The organism is Viridibacterium curvum (assembly GCF_039544165.1).
Classification (GTDB): domain Bacteria; phylum Pseudomonadota; class Gammaproteobacteria; order Burkholderiales; family Rhodocyclaceae; genus Viridibacterium; species Viridibacterium curvum.
Genome location: NZ_BAABLD010000028.1, coordinates 1 through 15561, shown reverse-complemented (window position 1 = coordinate 15561; position 15561 = coordinate 1). Strand labels below are relative to the sequence as shown.

Here is a 15561-nt window from a genome sequence, read left to right as displayed (position 1 = left end):
CAAGCTGATTGCTCCGATCGCCATGGAAGAGGGTCTGCGCTTCGCCATCCGTGAAGGCGGTCGTACCGTCGGCGCCGGCGTCGTGGCAAAGATCATCGAGTAATTAGGTAAAGCGTCCTGGTCGGTTTCCACCGCCGGCCAGGATTTGAAGTTTCATGGCGCTCTGGGAGAAATTCCGGGGCGCTTTGCAGTCTCTGCGCAGGGGCATAGCTCAATTGGCAGAGCGTCGGTCTCCAAAACCGAAGGTTGGGGGTTCGAGACCCTCTGCCCCTGCCACCACTAGAGAACAGGCTGTAACCACTCATGGCCGACAAGATCAAATTCGTGCTGGCGCTCCTGCTTGTTGTGGCGGGCGTGGCGGCTTTCTATCTGCTGGGCGAAAGCGCTTGGCTGATCGTGCGCGTACTCTGCGTGATCGTTGGTGTGCTGGCGGGTGCTGCCGTGGGCTATACGACTGTGCCGGGCAAGCAGTTTGCCGGCTTCGCGGGTGAGTCGATCTCCGAGCTGAAGAAGGTGGTCTGGCCGACCAAGAAGGAAACCATGCAGACCACCGGGGCGGTCTTCGCCTTTGTCGTCATCATGGCCTTGGTGCTGTTTCTCATCGACAAGAGTGTCGAGACCGTTATCTACACACTGATTCTGGGGTGGAAGTCATGAGCGACAAGCGCTGGTATGTCGTGCATGCCTACTCCGGCTTTGAAAAGTCGGTGCTGCGCGCACTGACTGAGCGCGTGGCGCGCTCGGGCCTGCAAGACAAATTTGGCCAGATCCTCGTTCCGGTGGAAGAGGTCATCGAAATGAAGGGTGGGCAGAAGAGCGTCTCTGAGCGCAAGTTCTTCCCGGGCTATGTTCTCGTCGAGATGGAGATGGACGACGAAACCTGGCATTTGGTCAAGAGCACGCCCAAAGTCACCGGTTTTGTTGGTGGTACGGCCAATAAGCCGAGCCCGATTTCCGTCAAGGAAGTTGAAGCGATCATGCAGCAGATGCAGGAGGGCGTGGAGAAGCCGCGTCCCAAGGTGCTGTTTGAAGTTGGCGAATTTGTACGCGTCAAGGAAGGGCCTTTTACGGACTTCAACGGCAGCGTCGAGAGCGTCAACTACGAAAAGAGTCGTCTGCATGTGTCTGTGACCATTTTTGGCCGCGCCACGCCGGTCGAGCTTGAGTTCGGTCAGGTCGAAAAAGTCTGATTTCAAGGCGGCGCCGGGCCGTCGTGGTAATGCCCCGGCAAGAGGAGCGCCAGTAACGCAAGTGAACGCGCGCTAATACTCATCAACAAGGAGCCATCATGGCAAAGAAAATTGTCGGCTACATCAAGCTGCAAGTGCCGGCGGGCAAGGCCAATCCTTCGCCCCCAATCGGTCCCGCTCTCGGTCAGCGCGGCCTGAACATCATGGAATTCTGCAAGGCCTTCAATGCCCAGACTCAAGGTCTGGAGCCGGGTCTGCCGATCCCTGTGGTCATCACCGCCTTCGCGGACAAGTCCTTCACGTTCATCATGAAGACGCCGCCGGCGACCGTGCTGATCAAGAAGGCTGCTGGCGTCAAGTCCGGTTCGGCCAAGCCGCACACTGACAAGGTCGGCAAGATCACGCGTGCCCAGTGCGAGGAAATCGCCAAGGCAAAGATGAAGGATTTGACGGCCGCCAATCTTGAAGCAGCTGTCCGCACCATCGCTGGCTCCGCGCGCAGCATGGGCATCACGGTGGAGGGCCTGTAATCATGGCAAAGCTCTCGAAGCGCGTTCAGGCCATTCGTGCCAAGGTTGATCGCAACAAGCTCTACGCAGCGTCCGAAGCGCTGACCCTGATCAAGGAGCTGGCTACCGCCAAGTTCGACGAATCGGTTGATGTCGCAATCAACCTTGGCGTTGATGCCAAGAAGTCGGATCAGGTTGTGCGTGGTTCCGTGGTTCTGCCTGCGGGTACGGGCAAGACCGTACGTGTCGCCGTGTTCTGCCAGGGCGCCAAAGCTGAAGAAGCCAAGGCGGCCGGTGCGGACATCGTCGGTTTCGATGACCTCGCCGAGCAAGTCAAGGCGGGCAACATCGATTTCGACCTCTGCATCGCAACGCCTGACGCCATGCGTGTCGTTGGCGCCCTCGGTCAGATCCTTGGTCCGCGTGGCCTGATGCCGAACCCGAAGGTGGGTACCGTGACCATGGATGTCACGACTGCCGTCAAGAACGCCAAGGCTGGTCAGGTTCAGTACCGTACCGACAAGGCAGGCATCGTGCATGCCACCATCGGCCGTGCTTCGTTCGGCGTCGAATCGCTGCAACAAAACCTCGGTGCGCTGATCGAAGCTCTCGTCAAGGCCAAGCCTGCTGCGGCCAAGGGCGTGTATCTCCGCAAGATCGCTCTCACCTCGACGATGGGTGCTGGCGTTCGTGTTGAACCCGCAAGCGTTCAACAGCAGTAATTGAATTGTCGGGCAGCTCCGTAAGGGGCTGCGCGTAGGACTTTGGGCCTGCGGTATCGCTCTCGGGCGGCGTCGCAGGGTTGTCAAAGACCGCTGGGGCAGGGCTGGATGTTGAAGCTTTTGCTTAATCGGTGCGCAAGCACCGCCCAGCGCAGATGGCGTCCCCCCGAAAACAGGTTTCCGGCTTTTCTCCGCAAGGAGTCAAGTCCCTGAATTTGAGGTCGCCGTTGTTGGGCTCCGGAGGGCGCAAGCCGGATGGACCCGTAATTTAAGGAGCTGACCTTGAGTCTCAATCTCGAAGACAAGAAGGCTGTTGTGGCCGAGGTGTCTGCACAGGTTGCGAACGCTCAGACGATCGTTGTGGCTGAGTACGCTGGAATTGAAGTGGGTGACCTCACTTCGCTGCGTGCAAAAGCCCGCGAACAGGGCGTTTACCTGCGTGTGCTGAAGAACACCCTGGCACGGCGTGCAGTGGCAGACACTGCATTCGCTGGCCTTGCCGACCACCTCGTCGGTCCGCTGATCTACTCGATCAGTGCTGACGCTGTGGCACCGGCAAAGGTTCTCAACGACTTCGCAAAAACCAACGACAAGCTGGTTCTGAAGGCAGGTTCGTACAGTGGCAAGGTGCTGGACAAGGCAGGCGTGCAAGCGCTGGCTTCGGTCCCGACCAAGGAAGTGCTGCTGGCGCAACTGCTGGGCCTCATGCAATCGCCGATCTCCGGTTTCGCGCGCGCTATCGCCGCCGTTGCCGCGCAGAAGGGCGAGCCTGCCGCCGCCCCGGCCGAAGCTTGATTCAATCGCAACTCATTCAAATTCAGGAATATCAAAATGGCATTCGATAAAGACGCTTTCCTGTCCGCTCTGGACAGCATGACCGTGCTGGAACTCAATGACCTGGTCAAGGCTATTGAAGAAAAGTTCGGCGTTTCTGCAGCTGCTATGGCTGCTCCCGCTGCTGGCGGTGGTGCTGCTGCGCCTGCGGCTGAAGAAAAGACCGAGTTCACCGTTGTCCTGGCTGCTGCCGGTGACAAGAAGGTGGAAGTCATCAAGGTGGTGCGTGCTGCAACCGGCCTGGGCCTCAAGGAAGCTAAGGACGTGGTTGATGGCGCACCGAAGGCTGTCAAGGAAGGCATTTCCAAGGCTGATGCTGACGCGCTCAAGAAGCAACTCGAAGAAGCTGGCGCCAAGGTCGAAATCAAGTAATTCGGCCGGTTCTACCGGGGGTTGGCAGCAAAATGCTGCCAACCCCTTTTGTGCTTTGTTTTTTCTGCTTTGTTGAAGCAGAGCGGTTTTGATTTGTCAGCACCGCGAGGCCAGACAACAGGCTTGTCACCCGGACAGCCCTGCTATTTGTCCTCTCCCGTCGGGCAATTGATACGGAGCATCTATGGCGTACTCCTACACCGAGAAAAAACGCATTCGTAAGAGCTTTGCAAAGCGTGCAAGCGTTCTGAATGTCCCCTTCCTGCTGGCTACCCAGCTGGAGTCCTACACGAACTTCCTTCAGGCGGCAGTTCCGCCTGCGGCCCGCAAGAACGAAGGCTTGCAAGCCGCATTCACGTCGATCTTCCCGATCTCGTCGCATTCGGGCAACGCGCGTCTGGAGTTCGTGCACTTCATTCTCGGTGAGCCCGCCTTCGACGTTAAGGAATGTCAGCAACGCGGTCTGACCTTTGCGTCGCCGCTGCGCGCGCGCGTCCGCCTTGTCATCATGGACAAGGAGGCGCCTAAAGAGACCATCAAGGAAGTAAAGGAGCAGGAAGTCTACATGGGCGAGATTCCGCTCATGACGACCACCGGCTCTTTCGTCGTTAACGGTACCGAACGCGTTATCGTGTCGCAGCTCCACCGCTCGCCTGGCGTGTTCTTCGAGCACGACCGCGGCAAGACGCACAGCTCCGGCAAGCTGCTGTTCTCGGCTCGCATCATTCCTTACCGTGGTTCGTGGCTCGATTTCGAATTCGATCCGAAGGACTTCCTGTTCTTCCGCGTCGACCGTCGGCGCAAGATGCCCGTCACCATTCTGCTCAAGGCCATCGGCATGACGCCGGAAATGATTCTGGCCATGTTCCACGATTTCGATTCGTTCGAGTTCGCGGGCAGCGATGTGCGTTTCGAAATCGTGCCGGATCGTCTGCGCGGCGAAATTGCCCGGTTCGACATCCTGGACGGCAAGGGCAACGTGATTGTCGGCAAGGACAAGCGCATCAACGCCAAGCATATCCGTGACATCACGACGGCCGGCATCAGCTCCATCATCGTGCCGGAAGACTTCGTGGCTGGCCGCGTGCTCGCACATGATGTCGTCGATCCTGAAACGGGTGAAGTGATCGCGCGCGCCAACGACGAGATCACTGAAGACTTGTTGGCCAAGATGGGCCATGCAGGCATCAAGGGTTTCAAGACCCTCTACATCAACGATCTCGATCGTGGTGGCTACATCTCGCAAACTCTGCGCTCCGACGAAACGGTCGATCAGTGGCAGGCCCGTGTGGCCATCTATCGCATGATGCGTCCGGGCGAACCGCCCACTGAAGACGCTGTCGAATCGCTGTTCAATGGCCTTTTCTATTCGGAAGAGCGCTACGACCTGTCAACCGTCGGCCGCATGAAGTTCAACCGTCGTGCTTACCCTGAAAAGCTCGATGACAAGGCGCCGGATTGGCTCAAGCGTTTCTATGCGGCTATCGGTCATCGCGACGAGATTGGCCCCGGCGTGCTGTCCAACGAAGACATCCTGTCCGTGATCGCTGTGTTGATCGAGCTGCGCAACGGCCGCGGCGAAATCGATGACATCGACCACCTCGGCAATCGCCGTGTGCGCTCGGTCGGTGAGCTCGCAGAAAACCAGTTCCGTGCCGGTCTGGTGCGCGTTGAGCGCGCCGTCAAGGAACGCCTCGGTCAGGCCGAGAGCGACAACCTGATGCCGCACGACCTGATCAATGCCAAGCCCATCTCGGCTGCGATCAAGGAGTTCTTCGGTTCTTCGCAACTGTCGCAGTTCATGGACCAGACGAACCCGCTCTCCGAAATCACCCACAAGCGCCGTGTGTCGGCTCTTGGCCCGGGCGGTCTGACGCGTGAGCGTGCCGGCTTCGAAGTGCGTGACGTGCATCCGACCCACTACGGTCGCGTTTGCCCGATCGAAACGCCAGAAGGCCCGAACATTGGTCTGATCAACTCGCTGGCTGTGTATGGCCGCACCAACGAATACGGCTTCCTCGAAACTCCGTATCGCAAGGTGAATGACGGCAAGGTCACCGACCAGATCGATTTCCTGTCGGCCATCGAAGAGGGCCAGTACGTGATCGCCCAGGCGAACGCCGAAGTGGACAAGAAAGGCTCGCTGACAGGTGAGCTGGTGTCTGCCCGCCACAAGGGTGAGTTCACCCTCGTCGAGCCGGCACAGATCCAGTACATGGACGTGTCGCCGTCGCAGATCGTCTCGGTTGCGGCATCGCTGATTCCGTTCCTTGAGCATGACGATGCGAACCGCGCGCTGATGGGTGCCAACATGCAACGGCAGGCCGTACCTTGCCTCCGCCCCGAGAAGCCGCTGGTGGGTACCGGCATCGAGCGCACCGTGGCCGTTGACTCGGGTACGACGGTGCAGGCCCTGCGTGGCGGTGTTGTGGATTACATCGATGCTGGCCGTATCGTGATCCGTGTGAACGACGATGAAACGGTGCCGGGCGAAGTCGGCGTCGATATCTACAACCTCATCAAGTACACGCGCTCCAACCAGAACACCAACATCAACCAGCGCCCGGTCGTGAAGATCGGCGACATCATCGCCAAGGGCGATGTGATCGCTGACGGCGCATCGACCGACCTTGGCGAACTGGCCCTCGGCCAGAACATGCTGGTAGCGTTCATGCCCTGGAACGGCTACAACTTCGAAGACTCGATCCTGATCTCCGAGCGTGTTGTTGCCGATGACCGTTTCACTTCGATCCACATCGAAGAACTGACGGTTGTCGCACGTGACACCAAGCTCGGACCTGAAGACATCACGCGCGACATCGCCTCACTGGGCGAAGTGCAGCTGGGTCGCCTGGACGAAGCGGGTATCGTTTACATCGGCGCAGAAGTCGAAGCCGGTGACGTTCTGGTCGGCAAGGTGACGCCTAAGGGCGAAACCCAGCTGACGCCGGAAGAAAAGCTGCTGCGTGCGATCTTCGGTGAGAAGGCCAGCGACGTTAAGGACACCTCGCTGCGCGTGCCCTCGGGCATGAACGGCACGGTCATCGACGTGCAGGTTTTCACGCGCGAAGGCATCGAGCGCGACAAGCGCGCGCAGTCCATCATCGATGACATGCTCAAGAGCTATCGTCTGGATCTGGCTGACCAGATGCGCATCGTCGAACGTGATGCGTTCGAGCGTATCGAGCGCCTCATCGGTGGTCAGGTGGCCAATGGGGGGCCGAAGAAGCTCGCCAAGGGCACGAAGATCGACAAGGCCTATCTGGAGACGGTCGAACCATACAACTGGTTCGACATCCGCTTGGCTGACGACGCCATCGCCCAGCAACTGGAGCAACTGCGCGAAGGTCTGGAAAAGACCCGTAAGGACTTCGATCTGGCTTTCGAAGCCAAGAAGAAAAAGCTCACGCAAGGCGACGAGCTGCCCCCCGGCGTGCAGAAGATGGTCAAGGTCTACCTGGCTGTGAAGCGTCGCCTGCAGCCCGGCGACAAGATGGCCGGTCGTCACGGTAACAAGGGTGTGGTGTCCAAGATCGTGCCGGTCGAAGACATGCCTTACATGGAGAACGGTACGCCGGTCGACATCGTGCTGAACCCGCTGGGCGTGCCGTCGCGGATGAACATCGGTCAGATTCTCGAAACCCACCTTGGCTGGGCTGCCAAGGGCTTGGGCAACAAGATCGGTGCGATGCTGACTTCGCAGACCAACACCAAGGAAATCCGCAAGTTCCTCGAAGAGATCTATAACGGTAGCGGCAAGGCCGAGGATCTCTCGAGTCTCAAGGACAACGAGGTGATCGAGTTAGCCAGCAACCTGTCGAAGGGTGTGCCCTTCGCAACCCCGGTGTTCGACGGTGCGACCGAAGAAGAAATCATCGGCATGCTGCAATTGGCGGGCATGGATACGGGTGGTCAGGTAACCCTGTTCGATGGTCGCAATGGCGAAGCGTTCGAGCGCAAGGTGACCGTCGGCTACAAGCACGTACTGAAGCTGCACCACTTGGTCGACGACAAGATGCACGCACGTTCGACCGGCCCGTACTCGCTCGTCACGCAACAACCGCTGGGCGGCAAGGCCCAGTTCGGTGGTCAGCGTTTCGGTGAAATGGAAGTGTGGGCACTCGAAGCCTACGGCGCCGCTTACACGCTGCAGGAAATGCTGACCGTGAAGTCCGATGATGTGAATGGTCGTACCAAAGTCTACGAAAACATCGTCAAGGGCGAGCACAAGATCGATGCCGGCATGCCGGAATCGTTCAACGTGCTGGTGAAGGAAATCCGTTCGCTGGCGATCGATATCGATCTCGAGCGTTACTGATCCGTGACTGGAATGGAGTACTGATACATGAAGAGCCTGCTCGCAGATCTGTTCAAGCAAACCCTGCCGAACGAAGAAGAGTTCGATGCCATTACCATCGGCCTCGCTTCGCCGGACAAGATCCGTTCCTGGTCCTACGGTGAAGTCAAGAAGCCGGAGACCATCAACTACCGTACCTTCAAGCCCGAACGCGATGGCCTGTTCTGCGCCAAGATTTTCGGGCCCGTGAAGGACTACGAGTGCTTGTGCGGCAAATACAAGCGCCTGAAGCACCGTGGTGTCATCTGCGAAAAGTGTGGCGTTGAAGTCACGCTGTCCAAGGTGCGCCGTGAGCGCATGGGCCACATCGAACTCGCTTCGGTGGTTGCGCACATCTGGTTCCTGAAGTCTCTGCCGTCGCGTCTGGGCATGGTCCTCGACATGACCCTCCGCGACATCGAACGCGTGCTGTACTTCGAAGCATTCGTCGTCGTCGAGCCGGGCATGACGCCGCTGACCAAGGGTCAGCTGCTGACCGAAGACGACTACCTCGCCAAGACCGAAGAGTTTGGCGACGAGTTCGTAGCACTTATGGGTGCTGAAGGCATTCGCGGCCTGCTGCGTGGTATCGATATTGCCTCTGAAGTTGAGCGTCTGCGTTCGGAGCTGGAAACCACAGGCTCTGAGGCCAAGATCAAGAAGATCGTCAAGCGCCTCAAGGTGCTCGAGGCCTTCCAGCAGTCCGGCATCAAGCCCGACTGGATGATCATGGAAGTGCTGCCCGTGCTGCCGCCGGATCTGCGTCCGCTGGTGCCGCTCGATGGCGGCCGCTTCGCGACTTCCGATCTGAACGATCTCTATCGCCGCGTCATCAACCGTAACAACCGTCTCAAGCGCCTGCTCGAACTGAAGGCGCCTGAAATCATCGTGCGCAACGAAAAGCGCATGCTGCAGGAAGCTGTCGACTCGTTGCTCGACAACGGTCGTCGCGGCAAGGCCATGACTGGCGCCAACAAACGTCCGCTGAAGTCGCTGGCTGACATGATCAAGGGTAAGGGCGGTCGCTTCCGTCAGAACCTGCTTGGCAAGCGCGTGGACTACTCTGGTCGTTCCGTGATCACGGTGGGCCCGCAACTCAAGCTACATCAGTGCGGTCTGCCCAAGCTGATGGCACTCGAATTGTTCAAGCCCTTTGTGTTCAACAAGCTTGAACTGATGGGCCTGGCCACGACGATCAAGCAAGCCAAGAAGGTTGTTGAATCGCAAGAGCCGGTGGTTTGGGACATCCTCGAAGAGGTCATCCGCGAACACCCGGTGATGCTTAACCGCGCCCCGACGCTGCACCGTCTCGGCATCCAGGCTTTCGAGCCGACGCTGATCGAAGGCAAGGCGATCCAGCTGCACCCGCTCGTCTGCGCGGCCTTCAACGCCGACTTCGACGGTGACCAGATGGCCGTTCACGTCCCCCTGTCGCTCGAAGCACAGATGGAAGCCCGCACACTGATGCTGGCTTCCAACAACGTGTTGTCACCTGCTAACGGCGAGCCGATCATCGTCCCGTCGCAAGACGTGGTGCTGGGCCTTTACTACGCAACCCGTGCTGGCGTGAATGCACGCGGCGAAGGCATGGCGTTCGTTGATACCAACGAAGTCAAGCGGGCCTACGAGTCTGGCCAGATTTCGCTGCATGCGAAGGTCGCTGTGCGTATCCGCGAAGTCGAGATCAACGAGGCTGGTGAGCGTACCGAGAAGGTGACGCGTTACAACACTACGGCTGGCCGCGCACTGCTGTCCGAGATCCTGCCTGCAGGTCTGCCGTTCAGCGTGATCGACAAGGCGCTGAAGAAGAAGGAAATCTCGCGCCTCATCAACACCTCGTTCCGTCGCTGCGGCCTGCGTGAAACCGTCATTTTTGCTGACAAGCTGATGCAGTTCGGTTTCCGTCTGGCAACCCGCGCCGGTATCTCGATTGCCGTGAAGGACATGCTTGTGCCGAAGGCCAAGGAGTCCATCATCGCGGCATCCGAGCACGAAGTGAAGGAAATCGCCCAGCAATATGCATCGGGTCTCGTGACGGATGGCGAGCGTTACAACAAGGTCGTCGATATCTGGGGCCGTACAGGCGACCAGGTTGCCAAGGCCATGATGGAGCACCTCGGCCAGGAAGACGTGATCGACCGCGAGGGCAAGGCGACCAAGCAGGAATCGTTCAACTCGATCTACATGATGGCCGACTCGGGCGCTCGTGGTTCTGCTGCCCAGATCCGTCAGCTCGCTGGCATGCGCGGTCTGATGGCCAAGCCAGACGGCTCCATCATCGAGACGCCGATCACGACGAACTTCCGCGAAGGTCTGAACGTTCTGCAGTACTTCATCTCCACGCACGGTGCTCGTAAGGGCCTGGCTGACACGGCTCTGAAGACCGCGAACTCCGGTTACCTGACACGTCGTCTGGTGGATGTGACGCAGGATCTGGTTGTCATCGAAGACGATTGCGGCACTTCCAGTGGCTTCGTCATGAAGGCACTGATCGAAGGCGGTGAAGTGGTCGAAGCGTTGCGTGAGCGCATCCTCGGTCGCGTGACGGCTGACGACATCGTCAATCCCGAAACACAAGAGACCGTGATCTACTCGGGCGACCTCATTGATGAAGATGCATGCGATCTCATCGACTCCCTGGGTATCGACGAAGTGCGCGTGCGTACGCCGCTGACTTGCGACACTCGTTATGGTCTGTGTGCGAAGTGCTACGGCCGCGACCTTGGCCGCGGTCAGCTGGTGAACGCTGGCGAAGCGGTTGGTGTGATTGCTGCGCAGTCGATTGGTGAGCCTGGCACGCAGCTGACGATGCGTACCTTCCACGTCGGTGGTGCGGCGTCGCGTGCAGCAGTGGCCAGCTCGGTCGAAGCCAAGTCCGCGGGTACCGTGCGTTTCCAGGCGGGCAACATGCGTTACGTGACGAGTGCCAAGGGCGAGAAGATCGTCATTGCGCGTTCGGCGGAGATCATCGTTGCGGACGACATGGGTCGGGAGCGCGAACGTCACAAACTGCCGTACGGCGCCACTCTGATTGTCGACGACGGTCAAAGCATCAAGGCTGGTACGCAACTGGCAAACTGGGATCCGCACACGCGTCCGATCGTGGCAGAGCACGATGGCTCGATCAAGTTCGAGAATGTGGAAGAGGGCGTCACCGTTGCCAAGCAGATCGACGAAGTGACCGGTCTGTCCACGCTGGTCGTGATCGACGCCAAGCGTCGCGCAGGGTCGTCGCCTTCGAAGGGCGTTCGTCCTCAGGTCAAGCTGCTGAACGAGCAGGGCGAAGAGGTGAAGATCCCGGGTACTGACCATCCGGTGACCATCACCTTCCAGGTCGGCTCGCTGATCACCGTCAAGGACGGTCAGCAGATCCACAAGGGCGACGTGCTGGCACGCATCCCGCAGGAATCGGCGAAGACTCGCGACATTACCGGCGGTCTGCCGCGTGTGGCTGAGTTGTTCGAAGCGCGTGCGCCGAAGGATGCTGGCATGCTGGCTGAAGTGACCGGCACGCTGTCGTTCGGTAAGGAAACCAAGGGTAAGCAGCGTCTTGAGATTACCGAGCCCGATGGTACCAAGCACGAATTCCTGATCCCGAAGGACAAGCACGTGATGGTGCACGATGGTCAGGTTGTCCAGCGCGGCGAACTCATCGTCGACGGTCCGGCCGATCCGCACGATATCCTGCGCTTGCAGGGCGTTGAGGCGCTGGCGCGTTACATCATCGACGAAGTGCAGGACGTCTATCGTTTGCAGGGCGTGAAGATCAACGACAAGCACATCGAAGTGATCGTTCGCCAGATGTTGCGTCGCGTTGTCGTCAGCGACCCGGGCGATACCAAGTTCATTCGCGAAGAGCAGGTCGAGCGCTCCGAGTTGTTGGACGAGAACGACAAGGTGGTGGGGAACGACAAGCAGCCTGCGACTTATGAGTACATGCTGCTGGGTATCACCAAGGCCTCGCTGTCGACCGACTCTTTCATCTCGGCCGCTTCCTTCCAGGAAACGACTCGCGTACTGACCGAGGCTGCCATCATGGGCAAGCGCGACGAGTTGCGCGGTCTGAAGGAAAACGTCATCGTGGGTCGCCTGATCCCGGCAGGTACGGGTTTGGCCTATCACCGTACCCGTCGCGCGCAATCGGCCGGTATCGATCTGGGAAGCGATTTCCTGAGCGGACTAGGCGAAGCTCCGGCGGAGCAAACCACGGAGACGCCAGCCGAGGGCTGAAGTTGACGTTGATGCAGGAGGCTTTTATACTCCCGCGTCTTTGAGTGAGCCGGCACTCGCGTGCCGGCTCAAGTTTTTGTTGTAACTGTCTGATTGCGGCCCGGGGCAGGGTGGTTCCTGTTCAGCAGCGGTGCGATCCAAGGAAAGAAATGCCTACCATCAACCAGCTTGTACGTCAGGGACGTCAGGCCATCGTCAGCAAGAGCAAGGTGCCGGCGCTGGAAGCTTGTCCCCAGAAGCGCGGTGTTTGTACCCGCGTTTACACCACGACTCCGAAGAAGCCGAACTCGGCGCTTCGTAAAGTCGCCAAGGTGCGTCTGACCAACGGTTTCGAGGTCATCTCCTACATCGGCGGCGAAGGCCACAACCTGCAGGAACACTCGGTTGTGTTGATCCGCGGCGGTCGTGTGAAGGACTTGCCGGGTGTGCGTTACCACATCGTGCGCGGTTCTCTTGACCTGCAAGGCGTCAAGGATCGCAAGCAATCCCGCTCCAAGTACGGCGCGAAGCGCCCGAAGAAGTCCTGATAACTGACGGAAGGAGACTGACATGCCCCGTCGTCGCGAAGTACCGAAGCGTGAAATCCTGCCTGATCCCAAATTTGGCAGTCAGGACATTTCCAAGTTCATTAACGTCCTCATGATCGGTGGCAAGAAGGCTGTTGCCGAGCGCATCATCTATGGCGCGCTGGATGTCATCTCGACCAAGTCCGGCAAGGACCCGATCGAAGTTTTTCAGACCGCTCTTGGCAACGTGAAGCCTGTGGTCGAAGTGAAGAGCCGTCGCGTGGGTGGTGCGAACTACCAGGTGCCGGTCGAAGTGCGCCCCAGTCGCCGTATGGCGCTGTCGATGCGCTGGATTCGCGAAGCAGCGCGCAAGCGTTCGGAGAAGTCGATGGCCCAGCGCCTTGCTGGCGAGCTGATCGAGGCCTCCGAAGGTCGCGGCGCGGCCATGAAGAAGCGTGACGAAGTGCACCGTATGGCGGACGCCAACAAGGCGTTTGCTCATTTCAGGTTCTGATCGCGAAAGTGACCAAAACCTCTCGGGCCCTGCAAAGGGCTCGAATGCTTTTTGCGGATGCGACCGTGTCATCCGCTTGAAATACAGAACTCAACCTACCTACGAAGGGCGAACATCGTGGCACGCAAGACCCCCATCGAGCGATATCGCAACATCGGCATCTCGGCGCACATCGACGCCGGTAAGACTACGACGACCGAGCGCATCCTGTTCTACACCGGTGTGAACCACAAGATCGGTGAAGTGCACGATGGCGCTGCGACCATGGACTGGATGGAGCAGGAGCAGGAGCGTGGCATCACGATTACCTCTGCTGCGACCACCTGTTTCTGGAAGGGCATGGCCGGCAACTTCCAGGATCACCGCATCAACATCATCGACACCCCGGGGCACGTTGACTTCACGATTGAAGTCGAGCGCTCCATGCGCGTGCTCGACGGCGCTTGCATGGTCTACTGTGCGGTGGGTGGCGTTCAGCCTCAGTCGGAAACTGTGTGGCGTCAGGCCAACAAGTACGGCGTGCCGCGTCTCGCCTTCGTTAACAAGATGGACCGTCAGGGGGCAGACTTCTTCAAGGTCTACAATCAGATGCGTACCCGCCTGTCGGCCAATCCGGTGCCCATCCAGGTGCCTATCGGCGCTGAAGACAACTTCACGGGGGTGATCGACCTTGTCAAGATGAAGGCCATCCTGTGGGATGAGGCTTCCCAAGGCACCAAGTTCACGTACGAAGACATCCCCGCCAATCTGGTCGAAACGGCCAAGGAGTGGCGTGAAAAGATGCTCGAAGCCGCCGCTGAGTCGTCGGAAGAGCTGATGAACAAGTACCTTGAAGAAGGCGATCTGTCGGAGGCTGATCTCAAGTCCGCGCTGCGTGATCGCACTATCAAGGGCGAGATCGTGCCGATGATGTGCGGTACCGCGTTCAAGAACAAAGGCGTGCAGGCCATGCTTGATGCTGTCATTGAGTACATGCCTTCGCCGGTCGACATTCCTCCGGTTGATGGTACCGACGAAGACGATAAGCCTGTGACCCGTAAGGCAGACGACAGCGAAAAGTTTTCGGCTCTGGCTTTCAAGCTGATGACAGACAAATACGTCGGTCAGCTCACTTTTATCCGCGTCTATTCGGGCGTGCTGAAGTCGGGCGACTCTGTCTACAACCCGATCAAGGGCAAGAAGGAGCGTATCGGTCGTCTGGTGCAGATGCACGCCAACAACCGTGAAGAAATCGACGAAGTGCGTGCAGGTGACATCGCAGCCTGTATCGGCCTGTCGTCCGTGACGACGGGTGAGACGCTGTGCGATCCGGAGGCAGAGGTCACGCTGGAGCGTATGGAGTTCCCTGAGCCCGTGATTCACGTGGCTGTCGAGCCGAAGACCAAGGGCGACCAGGAAAAGATGGGTATCGCGCTGGGCCGTCTGGCACAGGAAGATCCGTCGTTCCGCGTGCGTACCGATGAAGAGTCTGGTCAGACCATCATCTCCGGTATGGGCGAGCTACACCTTGAGATTCTCGTCGATCGCATGAAGCGCGAGTTCGGCGTCGAAGCTAACGTTGGTGCTCCACAAGTGGCCTACCGCGAAACCATCCGCAAGGTGGTAGAGGATGCCGAAGGCAAGTTCGTCAAGCAATCGGGCGGTCGTGGTCAATATGGTCACGTCGTGCTCAAGATTGAGCCAAATGAGCCGGGCAAGGGGTACGAGTTCGTTGACGCCATCAAGGGTGGTGTCGTGCCGCGTGAATTCATCCCCGCGGTTGACAAAGGTCTGCAGGAGAGCATTCCGAACGGCGTGCTGGCCGGCTTCCCGGTGGTGGACGTGAAGTGCACGCTGCACTTCGGTTCCTATCATGATGTGGACTCGAACGAAAACGCGTTCAAGATGGCCGCTTCGATGGCCTTCAAGGAAGGTTGCCGTCGCGCTGGCCCCGTGCTGCTCGAGCCGATGATGTCGGTTGAAGTCGAGACGCCGGAAGAGTTCATGGGCAACATCATGGGTGACCTGTCGGGCCGTCGCGGCATCGTGCTGGGCATGGATGACATCCCTGGCGGTATCAAGGCCATCAAGGCTGAAGTGCCGCTGGCAGAAATGTTCGGTTACTCGACCACGATGCGTTCGCTGTCGCAGGGCCGTGCTACGTACTCCATGGAGTTCAAGCACTACAGCGAAGCGCCGAAGAATGTCGCTGAAGCCATCATCAACAAAAAGTAATCAGACTTTTAAACATTGAGGACCTAAAAATGGCCAAGGAAAAATTCGAACGTACGAAACCGCACGTGAACGTAGGCACGATTGGTCACGTTGACCATGGCAAGACGACGCTGACGGCGGCGATTACGACCGTT

General features: G+C 58.8%; 13 protein-coding genes and 1 tRNA gene. All 14 read left to right on the top strand.

Annotated elements, in window-relative coordinates; all coding sequences use genetic code 11:
- A partial coding sequence (locus ABEA02_RS20140; RefSeq protein WP_080363168.1) for an EF-Tu C-terminal domain-related protein occupies positions 1-103 on the top strand: 103 nt, incomplete at its 5' end.
- 97 nt (positions 104-200) lie between these two features.
- Positions 201-276, top strand: a tRNA-Trp gene (locus ABEA02_RS20135).
- A 27-nt stretch (positions 277-303) separates the two neighbouring features.
- Entirely contained in the window at positions 304-657 is a 354-nt protein-coding gene (gene secE / locus ABEA02_RS20130) for a preprotein translocase subunit SecE (protein ID WP_345534948.1), read from the top strand.
- A complete protein-coding gene (gene nusG / locus ABEA02_RS20125; protein WP_345534946.1) occupies positions 654-1190 on the top strand; it encodes a transcription termination/antitermination protein NusG in 537 nt (178 codons plus the stop codon). The genes secE and nusG overlap by 4 nt, the downstream gene beginning before the upstream one ends.
- A 98-nt stretch (positions 1191-1288) precedes the next feature.
- Positions 1289-1720 carry a 50S ribosomal protein L11 gene (gene rplK / locus ABEA02_RS20120; protein WP_345534945.1) on the top strand — a complete coding sequence of 144 codons (432 nt, stop codon included), beginning with the start codon at positions 1289-1291 and terminating at the stop codon, positions 1718-1720.
- 2 nt (positions 1721-1722) lie between these two features.
- A complete protein-coding gene (gene rplA, locus ABEA02_RS20115; protein WP_345534944.1) occupies positions 1723-2421 on the top strand; it encodes a 50S ribosomal protein L1 in 699 nt (232 codons plus the stop codon).
- A gap of 282 nt (positions 2422-2703) precedes the next feature.
- Positions 2704-3216, top strand: coding sequence for a 50S ribosomal protein L10 (gene rplJ, locus ABEA02_RS20110; protein ID WP_345534943.1), 513 nt, complete (start codon positions 2704-2706; stop codon positions 3214-3216).
- A gap of 36 nt (positions 3217-3252) precedes the next feature.
- Entirely contained in the window at positions 3253-3627 is a 375-nt protein-coding gene (gene rplL, locus ABEA02_RS20105) for a 50S ribosomal protein L7/L12 (RefSeq protein WP_345534942.1), read from the top strand.
- Between the two features lie 184 nt (positions 3628-3811).
- A complete protein-coding gene (rpoB, locus tag ABEA02_RS20100; RefSeq protein ID WP_345534940.1) occupies positions 3812-7945 on the top strand; it encodes a DNA-directed RNA polymerase subunit beta in 4134 nt (1377 codons plus the stop codon).
- A 27-nt stretch (positions 7946-7972) separates the two neighbouring features.
- Positions 7973-12193: a DNA-directed RNA polymerase subunit beta' gene (rpoC, locus tag ABEA02_RS20095; protein ID WP_345534939.1), complete on the top strand. Its 4221-nt coding sequence runs from the start codon at positions 7973-7975 to the stop codon at positions 12191-12193.
- A gap of 149 nt (positions 12194-12342) precedes the next feature.
- Complete coding sequence (gene rpsL, locus ABEA02_RS20090; protein ID WP_345534938.1) at positions 12343-12720, top strand: 30S ribosomal protein S12; 378 nt, start codon at positions 12343-12345, stop codon at positions 12718-12720.
- Positions 12721-12742: 22 nt separating this feature from the next.
- Positions 12743-13213, top strand: coding sequence for a 30S ribosomal protein S7 (rpsG, locus tag ABEA02_RS20085; protein WP_345534937.1), 471 nt, complete (start codon positions 12743-12745; stop codon positions 13211-13213).
- 117 nt (positions 13214-13330) lie between these two features.
- Positions 13331-15427, top strand: coding sequence for an elongation factor G (gene fusA / locus ABEA02_RS20080; RefSeq protein ID WP_345534936.1), 2097 nt, complete (start codon positions 13331-13333; stop codon positions 15425-15427).
- Between the two features lie 29 nt (positions 15428-15456).
- Positions 15457-15561, top strand: a 105-nt coding sequence (locus tag ABEA02_RS20075) for a GTP-binding protein (RefSeq protein ID WP_034194841.1), incomplete at its 3' end; no start/stop codon positions are given.